Source organism: Streptomyces sp. NPDC046881, assembly GCF_040645015.1.
In the GTDB taxonomy this organism is placed as follows: Bacteria; Actinomycetota; Actinomycetes; order Streptomycetales; family Streptomycetaceae; genus Streptomyces.
On sequence record NZ_JBEYXJ010000171.1, the window covers coordinates 1 to 12,731 of the forward strand.

The 12,731-nt window shown below is 73.5% G+C and carries 8 protein-coding genes; 4 read left to right on the top strand and 4 right to left on the bottom strand.

Features of this window, described 5'->3' with window-relative positions; all coding sequences use genetic code 11:
* Positions 1 to 122 precede the first annotated feature (122 nt).
* The 4 genes from ABZ923_RS39415 to ABZ923_RS39430 all read right to left on the bottom strand — a co-directional run bounded on the left by ABZ923_RS39415 (position 123) and on the right by ABZ923_RS39430 (position 3,412).
* Positions 123 to 611: a DUF6083 domain-containing protein gene (locus ABZ923_RS39415; protein ID WP_361482599.1), complete on the bottom strand. Its 489-nt coding sequence runs from the start codon at positions 609 to 611 to the stop codon at positions 123 to 125.
* A 174-nt stretch (positions 612 to 785) separates the two neighbouring features.
* Positions 786 to 1,286 carry a GNAT family N-acetyltransferase gene (locus ABZ923_RS39420; protein WP_361482602.1) on the bottom strand — a complete coding sequence of 167 codons (501 nt, stop codon included), beginning with the start codon at positions 1,284 to 1,286 and terminating at the stop codon, positions 786 to 788.
* A 9-nt stretch (positions 1,287 to 1,295) separates the two neighbouring features.
* A complete protein-coding gene (locus ABZ923_RS39425) occupies positions 1,296 to 2,528 on the bottom strand; it encodes a hypothetical protein (RefSeq protein ID WP_361482605.1) in 1,233 nt (410 codons plus the stop codon).
* Between the two features lie 206 nt (positions 2,529 to 2,734).
* Positions 2,735 to 3,412, bottom strand: coding sequence for a DUF3050 domain-containing protein (locus tag ABZ923_RS39430; RefSeq protein WP_361482608.1), 678 nt, complete (start codon positions 3,410 to 3,412; stop codon positions 2,735 to 2,737).
* A gap of 830 nt (positions 3,413 to 4,242) precedes the next feature.
* On the opposite strand from ABZ923_RS39430, the gene ABZ923_RS39435 reads away from it, so the two are divergent.
* The 4 genes from ABZ923_RS39435 to ABZ923_RS39450 all read left to right on the top strand — a co-directional run bounded on the left by ABZ923_RS39435 (position 4,243) and on the right by ABZ923_RS39450 (position 12,601).
* On the top strand, positions 4,243 to 6,129 hold the full coding sequence (locus ABZ923_RS39435; protein ID WP_361482611.1) for a carbamoyltransferase C-terminal domain-containing protein: 1,887 nt from the start codon (positions 4,243 to 4,245) through the stop codon (positions 6,127 to 6,129).
* Positions 6,130 to 6,138: 9 nt separating this feature from the next.
* Entirely contained in the window at positions 6,139 to 9,918 is a 3,780-nt protein-coding gene (locus ABZ923_RS39440; RefSeq protein ID WP_361482614.1) for an amino acid adenylation domain-containing protein, read from the top strand.
* On the top strand, positions 9,915 to 10,136 hold the full coding sequence (locus ABZ923_RS39445; RefSeq protein ID WP_361482617.1) for an MbtH family protein: 222 nt from the start codon (positions 9,915 to 9,917) through the stop codon (positions 10,134 to 10,136). The genes ABZ923_RS39440 and ABZ923_RS39445 overlap by 4 nt, the downstream gene beginning before the upstream one ends.
* A 65-nt stretch (positions 10,137 to 10,201) precedes the next feature.
* Entirely contained in the window at positions 10,202 to 12,601 is a 2,400-nt protein-coding gene (locus tag ABZ923_RS39450; RefSeq protein WP_361482620.1) for an amino acid adenylation domain-containing protein, read from the top strand.
* Positions 12,602 to 12,731: the final 130 nt, after the last annotated feature.

The window sequence follows — 12,731 nt, forward strand, 5'->3', positions numbered from 1 at the left end:
GCCACTCCCGGGGCGGCGGACCAGCGGGGGCCAAAGCTGCACAGCACGTCATCGACGGAGACGCCGTACGACCGCGGCGGTGCCCTCCGGGCGCCGGCACCGCGGCCGGGCCGTCGGCCGGGTCACCCGGTGTCCGGCAGCGTCCCCCGAGTCCCGTCCGCGTCGGCCCTGTGCCGCGCCGCCAGCGCGTTGTGCTCCCGGACCGCCGTCAGCCACCGCCACGGCTGGATCTCGTCCAGGGTCAGGCCCGGACAGGCCAGTTGGTGCGGGATCCGGCACGTCGCCCCCGGCAGGGGCTCGTCCAGTCCGCCGTTCCAGGCGGTTCCGTTGCCGTCGAGGTGCCAGCGGTGGCCGCCGGGTACGAGATGGGCGGGGACGGTGAGGCGGGGTTCGAGCAGGACGTGCTGTCCGGTGTAGGTGGGGCGGCGGTCGCCGGTGAGCCCGCAGTGGGGACAGACCGGCGGCCGGGGCGGCTCGGGTCCGGCGGCGCCGTCCAGGGCCGCCTGGGCGCGGTCGGCGGTCTCCCACGGCGCGGGCGTGCCGGCGGGCGGCTGCCGGGAGCCGTCCGGGCCGGGGCCGGGCAGCGGGATGATGTGGTCGGTGTCCCCCATGCCGTCGAGCGTGCGGGCCGCCGCGCGGACGCGGGTAGGGCGCAATCCGGGCGCACCGGGAGCAGACGGGCGGGGCGCACGGGCGCCCGCCGCCTCCTGGCTGCGGACGGGGCGACCGGCGTCCGGGGGGTGCACACGCTGGGGCGTGGGAGGGTCGCGCCGGCTCGTCCTCCGTCAATCGGCAGTCGGCGTGGTGAGCGCGAGTCGCCAGTTGTGGGACCGGAGGGGGTTCCCGGGCGGGTACTCGAACGCGCACTCCCCCACCAGTTCGAAGCCCGCCTTGCGGCACACCGCGTTCGAGGCGTCGTGCCGCACGGAGGGGAACGCGTGCAGCCACCGGCGCGAGCCCTGTCGGCGGGCCTGTTCGGCGCACAGACGCAGTGCCTCGACCGCGAGGCCCCGGCCGCGGTACTCGGACAGGATGCCGTAGCCCGTCTCGTAGACCTGCTCCCCCTCCCATTCCCGCGGCCAGTACCCGATCGAGCCGGCGACCTGCCCGTCCAGCACGACGAGGAACATCCGGCCGTCGGTGAGGGCGAGGTACCGCTCGTGACGGCGCCGGAGCTGTTCCGCGGTCTCCGGGCCCCCGAGGTGTTCGGTCGACTCGGCGGAGTTCTGCCGGTGGAGCAGGTCGAGCCCTTGATCGGACCAGGGTGCGAGGCGAAGAGAGGTCATGCCGCCAACCTAGCGGGCGGGTCTGACATCGGTGCCGAGGAAGGAGGCGTCCCGGAACGCTCTCAGGGCCTGCTTGCGGCTGACCCCCAGCCGGGCCAGGACGTCCTCCTTGGCCAGTCCCGCGCCCCGCAGTTCGACGCAGCGCCGGGCGAGGTCCAGTCGCTCCGGGTGGTCCTCGGGTGCCTCGTAGAAGAGTCCGTCCTTCAGCAGTTCGTCGACGGTGTCGGCGGACCGGCCCATGGTCCGCGCGATCCGGGCGCGCGCCATTCCGGACCTCTTGAGGGCGACCGCCTCTGCCGCCTGGCGGCGGCGCTCGTTCTGCAGGTCCTCCGGTCGCCGGGAGGTGACGCCCGCGGCTCTGCGCGCCCGGGTCAGTGCGGTCTCGGCCTGCTTGGGGGTCAGCCCCAGCTCCGCGGCGATCTCCGCGACGCGCCGGCCCTCCTGCTGCAGCCGCAGCGCCCGTTCGTCCTGGTCGGCCCGCTGCACGAGCGACCGCTCGCGGTCCCGTTCCCGTCTGCGGCGGATCTCCGCCCTGAAGGCGCCGAGCAGCTCCGCCCTGACGGACCGGGCGAACCAGAGGCGCTCGCGCCGTTCCTCGTGCTCCTCCCGCATCCGCTCGCGGACGAAGTAGCCGTACCAGAACGGCATCCGCTCGGTCAGGTCCCCGTCCCTCTTCGCTCCCCAGCTGAACAGGGGGTGCGCGGAGCGCCTGTGCCACAGCGCCTTCAGGGCGGACTCGTCGGGGTCGTAGCCGCGGTCCTCGCGCAGCCCGAGTCGCTGCTCGTCGGTGAGGTCGGCCATGGCGGCCTCCCAGCCGGCGCGCAGTCCCGCGGCCTCCGCCAGGTCCAGCAGATCGCGCCAGTCCCATTTCGGCAGGGTCAGCCCGAAGCCGTCCCCGCCGCCCGTGGTCCAGCGGTTCGTCTCGGCGCCGGTGTACACCGCGAAACCGGCGGCGTTCCACGCTCGGACGACGTCGTGCCACATCTTGGCCGAGGTCGCGGGCAGGTAGGCGACGCGCTCGCCGTCCACGTCGAGGGCGACCGCCCGCGCGTCCCACGGATTGTGGGGCTCGGGCACCAGCTCGCACTCGACCCGCCGCCCCGCGGGAAGCCGGCCCAGCGACTGCTGGTGGTAGTACGCCCCCGACGCGTAGAACTCCCCGGACGCCTCGAAGTGGTCGTCGAGCAGTATCCGCCCGGCCGGCCTGACGTACTCCCCAGGACGACGTGTATGGATGCCCACCGCCCCGCCCCTCCCTCACTCGCCGTCGATCACACGCCTCCCGCGAGTCGTCTCCCGTCGGCTCCGGAGAAGTCCCCGCCGGCTCGGACGACAGCCGTCGTAAGGCTCCGACCTGCGGGACTTTCCGTGATCATAAGCGCATGAGGGTGCGGTGGCCCGGGCAGCGGGATCGTCAGGGCAGTGCCGGCGGCCCGTGCGCCGGGACGTCAGGCCTCCGTGTCGTAGGCGCCGCTCTGCACGAAGGCCGGCACGCAACGGTAGAGCCGGAACCGCGCGTGGTAGAAGGGCTCCACCCGTTCGTCGACGGTCAGGTCGCCGATCAGCTCGGCGTGGCCTCCCTCGTCGGAGTCGAGGAAGATGTGCTGCTCCAGGTAATAGCGGTACGCGGCCAGGGCGGGCGTCTGCCAGTTCTCCGCCGGCGCCTCCAGGAACCGGGTGAAGATGCCGGGAAGTTCCTCTTCACGGCTGAAGACCGACATGGCACGCGTCTCGTCGTCGAGGGCCCGGCACTCCCGCAGGTATTCCGCGGCGAATTCACCCAGTTCCGCTTCCAGCTTCTCCAATTGGCCGTCTTTGCCGAGGAAATGCGCGAGGAACTCGTGGTGGTCGCCCGAGCGGCGGTAGTCGTCGAATGCGAGATTGGACGTCTGCAGTTCGCCCGCGATCATGTCCTGCAGACCCTTGTGATCGCCGTGTATACGCTCGGCCACCCGCAGCGCCTCGGCGAACTCGACGGCGGCGACCCAGGACAGATAACACATCCGGGTGAGCTCGTCGCTGTCGAGTTCATGGAAGGGAAGGTCGGTGATCTTCTTGACCCAGACTCGGTAACCGACCGCCGCGGTGGCTGCCGCGTTGCCCGCCGTGCTGGTGCTTGTCGTCATGCTCCTGCTCCGTTCTTACGTGCCGGGCCGATTACGCTCACCGATGCACCGAAGGTGACATTCCAGGGTGTTTGATTCAGCTGACGAAGACCGACGGAGACTCTTGGTCGTCGCGTCGCGCGGAGGCCGGCCCCGTGCGGCGTGCCCCCGTGCACGGGAGACGGGCAACGGTCGGAAAACCGGTACGTACGCGGTGGATTGGGCCAGGCTAGGGCGTCTGCCGCCGGTCGGCCGAGGCCGGCGGCACGGTGAGGACGTGGTTCGTTCGTCGACGCCTGGACCTCTGCATGTTTCCCCCGTTAAGCGCCTGTCGGGACCTCCGCCCGCCGCCCCCCACAAACAAGATCCGTCACTTCGATCCTGCACAGCGCCGAGGTGGGTGTCAAGCAAACTGCCCTTCCTGCGTACGGCAGTTGTTCCGTTCCGACGCTCCTAACTGGACATATCGACCGGAAGCACGTATCCGCAGCGCGATCGTGCGTTAGGAAGTGATTCCAGGTGCTACCGAGTGCCACTGAATGTAGGAAGTCGGCAAAGTTGACATCCGCGTCTTGCGGCCCGCGCTCCGGCACGGCTAGCGTCATCCCCGATTCTGAGACTGCATTGGACATTCTCCCCCGCATATCTTCGAGCCGGATGCGAATGTCTTTGATGCTGCGACGTCAGTTCTCTTGGGGGTAGCTATTTCTACTCGCGTTATTGGCTTCAACTTGAGCCATGACAGCAGCGCGTGCTTGGTGGAGGACGGCGAGATTCGCTTCGCGCTTGCTCTCGAACGCACCACGCGCGTCAAGCGGGGCACCGTTCCGATGCATGTCTACCCGGCTGCGATGGCGGACCTCACCCAGGACCTCCTGTCGGCCGCGGGGCTCACCTCCTTCGACATCGACGGCTGGATCGCCACGTCGACCGAGTCCCGGGACCAGGAGGACGAGGCGAAGCTGCTGAGCGTCCTCGGTCTCGTGGCCCCGCCGGAGAGACGCCTCGCCCTCCCCCACCCGGGCCATCACCTGGCCCACGCCAGCGCCGCGTTCTACTCGTCGGGCTTCGACGAGGCCGTGGCCCTGGTCATGGACTCCTACGGCTCCCGGGCCGCCGCCGGCCGCGAACGCGAGACGGCGTTCACCTTCCGCGCGGGCGAGCGTCCCGAGGCCCTGATGCGCGTGCTGCGCCCGCAGGACCGTATCGCCGGCTACCGCCGCGACGGCCACGTGTGGACCCCGGTCGAACTGTCCGGTGTCGGCGAGATCTACCGCGTGGTGACGCTCGCCCTGGGCTTCCGGGAGGCCGGGACGACGTACGACGACGCAGGCAAGACCATGGGGCTCGCCTCCTACGGCAGGCGCCTGACCTCCGACCGCCTCTTCTACCAGCCGGCCGCGGACGGTGAGCTGCGCTTCGACCGCGCCGCCGAGTCCCTCGTCGAGCTGGGCTTCGCGGTCCGGGAGGGCGACGAACTGCGCCTGGTGCCGCGCCCGCCGCGGGCACCGTACGAGCAGCTGCACTACGACCTCGCGGCCCAGCTCCAGGCGGAGTTCGAGGAGGCCGTGCTGCACGTGACCCGCCATGTGCTCGCGCGCAGCGGCAGCCGTTCCCTGGTGGCCTGCGGCGGTTCGTTCCTCAACTCCAGCCTGAACACCCGGATCCGGCGCGAGACGGACGTCGACCGGATGTTCGTCTTCCCGGCGGCGACCGACGACGGCAACGCGGTGGGCGCGGCGTTGTACGCCTACCACCACCTGCTGGGCACCCCCGCGAAGCCCAGCCCCGCGCTGCGGCACGTCTACCTCGGTCCGCCGCGGGTGTCCGGCGTGGACCTCCAGGCGGTGGCCGACCGGTGGGGGCTGCGCTCCCGCCGGCACGAGGGCGAGCGGGCGCTCGCCGCGGCCGCGGCCGGCGCGCTCGTCGAGGGCGAGATCATCGGCTGGTTCCAGGACCGGGCCGAGTTCGGGCCGCGTTCGCTCGGCGCCCGCTCGATCCTGTGCCACCCGGGCATCCCGGGGATGAAGGACCGGCTGAACGCCCGGGTGAAGTTCCGGGAGTCCTTCCGCCCGTTCGCCGGGTCCGTGCTCACCGAGCGCGCCCACAAGTGGTTCGACATGCCCGACACCGAGAGCCCGTTCATGCTCATGGTGTGCCCGGTGCTGGAGGACCAGCAGCAGCTCGTGAGCGAGGTCGTGCACGTGGACGGCACCTGCCGGGTGCAGACCGTCGCCGAGGACAGCCCGGGGCCGTTCCGCGCGCTGATCGAGGCCTTCGAGGCCGAGACCGGGCTGCCGATGGTGCTCAACACGTCCTTCAACCTGCGGGGCATGCCGATCGTGGAGCGTCCCGAGGAGGCGATGGACTGCCTGTACGGTTCGCGGCTCGACCGGCTGTTCATCGGCGATCTGGAGATCGAGGCGCCGGACCTCGCCGTGCTGCGCCCCGAGCGGCTCGGGCGGGCGGGCTCCCGGGGGTCCGTGGGGCTGCCGTCCACGGGCGAGCAGCGGGCCGCCGCGATGGTCCTGCCCGAGTGGGAGGGACTGCTCGGCCTGGCGGACGGCAGCCGCTCGATGCGGGAGATCGCGGACGAACTCGGCGCGGACGTGGAGCAGCTGATCGACTTCGCCCTCGACATGCGCCGGCACGGGCTGCTGCGCTGGGCGGGGGTGCCGCAGGCCGCCCGGCCGGTGTTCCCGCTGCCGCAGTACTCGCCGGACACGTCCGCGGAGTGAGCCGAACCGATGGCTGAGGTTTCCGACGCGCCGGTGCTGTCCTTCGCCCAGCAGCGCCTGTGGTTCTTCGACCGGTTGATGCCGGGCAACCCGTTCTACAACCTGGCTTTCGCCTACGGGTTGTCCGGCGCGCTCGACGTGCCCGCGCTGGAGCGGGCGTTCACCCGGATCGTGGCCCGGCACGAGGCCCTGCGCACGAGGTTCACCGCCGAGGACGGAGAGCCCCGGCAGGTGGTCGACCCGCCGTACGCGGTGACGCTGCCGGTGGAGGACCTCGCGGAGCGGAGCGATCCGCTCGCTCAGGCGCGCCGGCGGGCGGCCGAGGAGGCGCGCGAGCCCTTCGACCTGGCGAAGGGCCCGGTGCTGCGGGTCCGGCTGCTGCGGCTGGCCCCGGCCGAGCACGTCCTGCTGCTGACGGTGCACCACATCGCCTGTGACGCCTGGTCGATGAGGGTGCTGGAGCGGGAACTGAGCGTTCTGTACGGCGCGTTCGTCTCCGGCCGGCCCTCGCCGCTGGAGCCGCTGGAGATCCAGTACGCGGACTTCGCCGAGTGGCAGCGGTCGTACCTGTCGGGCGAGGTGCTCGACCGGCAGCTCGACTTCTGGCGGGAGCGCCTGCACGGCATGCCGGCCGTGCTGGAGCTGCCGGCCGACCGTGCCCGGCCGCCGCTGCCGAGCCACCGGGCGGGTGTGGTTCCGTTCGAGGTGCCCGGGGACGTGCTGGACCGGCTGCGGTCACTCGGCCGGCAGCGCCGCACGACGCTCTTCACGGTGCTGCTCGCCGCCTTCGACGCGCTGCTGGCCGGGTACACCGGCGGCACCGACATCGTGGTCAACGTGCCGGTGGCGGGCCGGGACCGGGCCGAACTCGAGGACATCGTCGGGTTCTTCGTCAACAGCGTGGTGACCCGGGTCGGCTGGTCCGGTGATCCCACGTTCGGCGAGCTGGTCGACACGGTGCGCGAGGTGACCCTGGACGCGTTCGACCACCAGGACCTCCCCTTCGAACGGCTGGTGGAGGAGCTGCATCCGGTCCGGGACCCGAGCCGCAACCCGCTGACGCAGGTCGGTTTCCAGCTGCTGCGGGAGGAGCGGGCCGGGCGTTCCCTGGACCTGGCGGGCCTCGCGGTGACGCCGTGGGAGGGACACGCCGACACCGTCCACCTCGACGTCGAGCTGAGCTGCTACGAGACGCCCGAGGGCCTCACCGGGCGGCTGGTGTACGCCGCCGACCTGTTCGAACCGGCGACCATGGAGCGCTTCGCCCGGACTTACGTGAACCTGCTGAGCCGGGTGGGCGCGGACGTCCGGCTGTCCCGGGTGCCGTTGCTCGGTGACGAGGAGGCGCACCGCCAGCTCGTCGAGTGGAACCGGACGGACCGGCCGGTGCCGGCCGACACCGTGGTGCAGCTGTTCGAGGCACAGGCCGCCCGGACCCCGCAGGCCACCGCGGTGTCGTACGAGAACGAGTCGGTCGGGTACGCGGAGCTGAACCGGCGGGCCAACCGGTTCGCCCGCCGGCTGCGCTCGCTCGGCGTGGGCCCCGAGGTGGTCGTGGGGCTGTGCGTGGAACGCGGCGTCGACCTGATGGTCGGCATGCTCGCCGTCCTCAAGGCGGGCGGAGCCTACCTGCCGCTCGACCCGGCCTACCCGGCGGAGCGGATCGCGTACATGCTGGACGACGCCCGCTGCCCGTTCGTCATCCTCCAGGACGGCCTGGCGGCGGACACCGGTGAGGCCGAGGTGGTGCGGGTGGACCCGGCCGCCGACGCGTCCTGGCCGGCGCACGACCTGGGTCTGACGATCCCGCCGGACGCCCTCGCCTACCTGATCTACACCTCCGGTTCGACCGGCCGCCCCAAGGGCGTCGCGGTCCCCCACCGCGGGGTGACCAGCATGATCGCCTTCCAGAGCCGGACGTTCGGGCTGGGGCCGCACTCCCGTGTCCTGCAGGTGGCGTCGGTGTGCTTCGACGCGTCCGTGTCGGAGATCTGGATCACCTGGACCAGCGGCGGCGAACTGGTGATCGCTCCCCGGCACCTGTTGGGCCGCGAGCTGTCGGCCCTGCTGGCCGAGCGGCGGATCACGCAGGTCGCGCTGGTGCCGTCGGTGCTGGCGACCCTCTCCGACACCGGACTGCCGGACCTGGAGACGGTCCTGATCGGCGGTGAGCCCGGCGCGCCGGCGGTGGTGAACCGCTGGTCGCGGGGGCGCAGACTGTTCAACGTCTACGGCCCCACCGAGACCAGCGTCAACGCGTCCTCCTTCCGGTGCGCCGGGGAGGTGGCCGCGGCACCGCCGATCGGCCGCCCCGTCGACAACACCCGGCTGTACGTGCTGGACGCCGCGCTGCGCCCGGTGCCCGTCGGCGTGCCCGGCGAGCTGTACATCGGCGGAACCGGCGTCACCCGGGGGTACCTGGGCCGTCCGGCGCTCACCGCGTCCCGGTTCGTCGCCGATCCGTTCGCCGCCGACGGGTCGCGGATGTACCGGTCCGGTGACCTGGCCCGGTACCTGCCGGACGGGAACATCGAGTTCTGCGGCCGTGCCGACAGCCAGGTCAAGCTGCGCGGCTTCCGGGTGGAGCCCGGGGAGGTGGAGACGACCCTCGCGGAACACCCGGCGGTGCGGCGGGCGGTCGTGGCGGTCCGCGAGGACGTGCCCGGCGATCCGCGCATGTACGCCTACGTCGTCCCGCGCGAGCGCAGCGCGGTGCGCGGCCCGGACGCCCGCGCGCTCGGCGAGGAACACCTGCGCGAGCGGCAGCGCCGCTTCGACGAGGCCCACCGCGCCGGTACGGCGGACCGCCCGGCGAATCCGACCGCGCTGGAGCGGATCGGGCGGCTGCGCCCGGAGCGGATGCTGGAGATCGGCTGCGGCGGCGGCACGCTGCTGCGCGCCCTGGCGCCGTTCTGCGGCCAGTACGTGGCGACCGACTTCTCCTCGTCGGCGATCGACCTGCTGAGGTCGGCGCCGGACCTCGCCGGCCGGTCCGGGCTGACCCTGCTCCACCGCGAGGCGACGGACTTCCGCGGCTTCCGTCCCGGCTCCTTCGGGGCGGTCGTGATCGACGCGGTGATCCGGCACTGTCCTTCCCTCGCCCATGTGGACGAGGCGGTCGGGCAGGCCCTGGGCGTGCTGGCCGACGGCGGCGTGCTGATCGTCACCGACGTCGGGACGAAGCCGCGGCACGGCGATCTCGCCGTGGACCCGCGCTACTTCACGACGCTGGCGGACCGGATGCCCCGGGCCGCCCGGGTGGAGCTGGTGCCGGGCCCCGACGGTGTCGACGTGGTCGTCACGGCCGGGCCGGGTCCGGCCGGGCCGCCGGAGCGGGGCCCCGAGGACGGCCTCGCCAACGATCCCCTGAGCGCCGGGCGCGAGGAGTCGCTGGTGCGGGACCTGCGGGAGTTCCTGCGGGCCCGGCTGCCGGAGTACATGGTGCCGTCCGGCGTGCTGCTGCTGGACGAGCTGCCGCTGTCGCCCAACGGCAAGACCGACACCCGGCTGCTGCCCGTTCCGGAGGCCGCCTCGCGCGGCCGGGTCCCCGCCGGCCCCGTCGAGGAGGCGCTGTGCGCCCTGTTCGCCGAGGTGCTGCGGCAGGAGTCCGTCAGCGCCGAGGACGGCTTCTTCGACCTCGGCGGGCACTCCCTGCTGGCGCTCCGGCTGCTGAACCTCGTCAACGCGCGCCTGGGCGCCGAACTGACGCTCGGGCAGCTGTTCCTGAACCCGACCCCCGCGGCGCTCGCCGCACATCTCACCCCGCCGACCCCGGGAGGACCGGTATGAGCAACCCCTTCGACGACGAGAACGGCTCCTTCCTCGTCCTGAGCAACGACGAGGGCCAGTTCTCGCTGTGGCCCGAACACGTGGACGTACCCGCCGGGTGGAGCACGGTGCACGGGCCGGACGGCAGGCAGGCCTGCCTGGACCACGTCGAGCGGAACTGGACGGACATGCGCCCGCGCAGCCTGCGGGAGGCGATGGAGACGGGCGGCGCCGCCTGACGGTACGTCCCGCAGCGGATGACGAGGCCCGAGGAGGCACCAGGAGTGGTCGGGGGAGAGCCGGAATGAGCGCGCGTGAGACCCGTACGGTGAACGGGCGGGACCAGCCGGCCCGCTGGCGGCTGACCCTGGAGGACGCGCCGGCACAGCACGCCCTGCCCGGGCCCCGGCCGCCCTCCGGTGCCGCGGAGGCCTCCCTGCGCATCGGGGCGGAACTGCACGCCCGCACGGTGGAGCTGGCCGCCGCCGAGGGTGTGAGCGTGCAGGTGCTCCTGCAGGCGGCGCTGGCCACGCTGCTGGCCCGCTCCGGCGCGGAGCCCGCGCCCGGTGCCGTCGTCGCCGCGGACACCCTCGTCCGGCCGGCGGACCTCGCGGACGATGTGCCGTTCACCGAGACGCTGCGCCGGGTCTCCGAGGGCACGGGCGGCGCCGCCGGGAGCGGTGCCGCCGAGGTGTCCCTGCGGCTGCGCGCGGCCACCGGCGCGGACGGCGCGCCGGCGGGGCTGCACGCCACCCTGGCCGTCTCGGCACGCCTGGGCGGGCCCGGGACGGCCGAGACGCTCCTGCACCGCTTCCTGCGCGTGCTGGAGCAGGTCGTGGCCCGGCCCGGCCTTCCGCTCGGCCGCGTCGACGCCGGCCGGGCGGCGACCCTGCCGGAGCTGTTCGAGGCCCAGGCGGCCCGGACACCCGACGCCGTCGCCGTGGCCGACTCCTCGACGCGCCTGTCCTACGGGGAGCTGAACGCCCGGGCCAACCGGCTCGCCCGGGTCCTGGCCGGGAAGGGCGTGGGCCCCGAAGCACTGGTCGCGGTCGCCCTGGACCGGTCGGCCGGCCTCCTGGTGACCCTGCTCGCCGTCCTCAAGGCGGGCGGGGCCTACCTGCCCGTCGACCCGGCGCATCCCGCCGAGCGCATCGCCTTCGTCCTGGACGACGCCCGGCCGGCCTGCGTGGTCACCACCGCGGCCCTGCACCCGTGCCTGCCGCACGCCCCGGCGGCCGGCACCGTCCTGCTGGACGATCCGCGGGTCGCCGCCGCGTCGTCCGCCCACCCGGACACGGACCTGTCCCCGGGGGAACGCACGGCCCCGCTCCGGCCGGCCCATCCCGCCTACGCCCTCTACACGTCCGGCTCCACCGGCCGTCCCAAGGGTGTCGTCGTCCCGCACTCCGCCGTCGCCAACCACATGGACTGGATGGCGGACCACCTGGGCGTCGGCCCCGGCGACCGGGTGCTGGCGCGGACGTCGCTCACCTTCGACGCGTCCGGGTGGGAGCTGTGGCTGCCGCTCCTGACGGGTGCGACGGTGTGCGTGCTGCCGTCGGAGCTGAACCACGAACCGGACGCGCTCGTCGCCTGGATGGTCCGGCAGGAGGTCACCGTCGCCCAGTTCGTCCCGTCCCATCTGCACACCGTGCTGGACAGCAGCCGGCGCCGGCCGCCGGAGGGGCTGCGGGCCGTGCTCTGCGGCGGCGAGCCCCTGACGGGGGCGCTGGCTGCGCGCGTGCTGCGGGACTGGGGCGTCTCCGAGGTCCACAACCTGTACGGCCCGACGGAGACCACCATCGACGCGACCGCCCACCGGCTGGCCGCGGCGGGCCCGGTGACGTCCCCGGTGCCGATCGGCCGGCCCGTGCGGAACGTGCGCGCCCATGTGCTGGACGACCGGCTGCGGCCGGTCGCGGCCGGCGTGGCCGGTGAGCTGTACCTGGCCGGGGACGGGCTCGCCCGGGGCTACCTGCGGCGCCCCGGCCGGACCGCGGAGAGCTTCGTCGCGAACCCGTTCGGGGCTCCCGGTGAGCGGATGTACCGCACCAGGGACCTGGTGCGGTGGAACGCCGACGGCGCGCTGGAGTTCCTGGGGCGCGTGGACGGCCAGGTGAAGATCCGCGGCTTCCGGGTGGAGCCCGGCGAGGTCGAGGCGGCGCTGGCCGCCCACCCATCGGTGGGACAGGCCGCCGTGACGGTGCACGAGCCGGCCCCCGGCGACCGGCGGCTGGTGGGCTACGTGGTGCCCGCCCCGGGCGCGGCCGGTGTGGACGTCGCGGAGATCAGGGACGCGGTGGCGGCCCGGCTGCCGGAGTACATGGTGCCCTCGGCGCTCGTCCCGCTGCCGGAACTGCCGCTGACGGTCAACGGCAAGCTGGACCGGCGCGCGCTGCCCGACCCGCGGCTCTCCGCCGGCACGGCGTACCGGGCGCCGGGCACGGACCAGGAGAAGGCGCTGTGCGCGATCTTCGCCGAGGTGCTGGGCGCGGTGCGGGTCGGCGTCGACGACGACTTCTTCGACCTCGGCGGGCACTCTCTGCACGCCGCGCAGATCGTGTCGCGGATCCGGCGTGAGCTGGGCGCCGAGATACGGCCCCGGACGGTGTTCACGGCGCCGACGGTCGCGGCCCTGGCCGGGCGGCTCCGGGCGGCGCGGCCGGCGGCACCGCCCATCGGGCGCCGTACGGCCCGGGACTGAACGGCCCGGCCCCCGGTGCGCGGAAACGGCCCCGGCACCCCTCGGGGGGTGCCGGGGGCGTGGGACCGGGCGGGTCAGCCGGGCGGGGGCAGATGATCGGAAGAGCGGGGGGGGGGGGAGGGGGGGTTGG

Excerpts from the sequence above, each read along its gene's own strand:
- ABZ923_RS39415 (WP_361482599.1), bottom strand. The coding sequence starts at position 611 with ATGGGGGACACCGACCACATCATCCCGCTGCCCGGCCCCGGCCCGGAC.
- ABZ923_RS39420 (WP_361482602.1), bottom strand. The coding sequence starts at position 1,286 with ATGACCTCTCTTCGCCTCGCACCCTGGTCCGATCAAGGGCTCGACCTG.
- ABZ923_RS39430 (WP_361482608.1), bottom strand. The coding sequence starts at position 3,412 with ATGACGACAAGCACCAGCACGGCGGGCAACGCGGCAGCCACCGCGGCG.
- ABZ923_RS39435 (WP_361482611.1), top strand. The coding sequence starts at position 4,243 with ATGGCGGACCTCACCCAGGACCTCCTGTCGGCCGCGGGGCTCACCTCC.
- ABZ923_RS39440 (WP_361482614.1), top strand. The coding sequence starts at position 6,139 with ATGGCTGAGGTTTCCGACGCGCCGGTGCTGTCCTTCGCCCAGCAGCGC.
- ABZ923_RS39445 (WP_361482617.1), top strand. The coding sequence starts at position 9,915 with ATGAGCAACCCCTTCGACGACGAGAACGGCTCCTTCCTCGTCCTGAGC.
- ABZ923_RS39450 (WP_361482620.1), top strand. The coding sequence starts at position 10,202 with ATGAGCGCGCGTGAGACCCGTACGGTGAACGGGCGGGACCAGCCGGCC.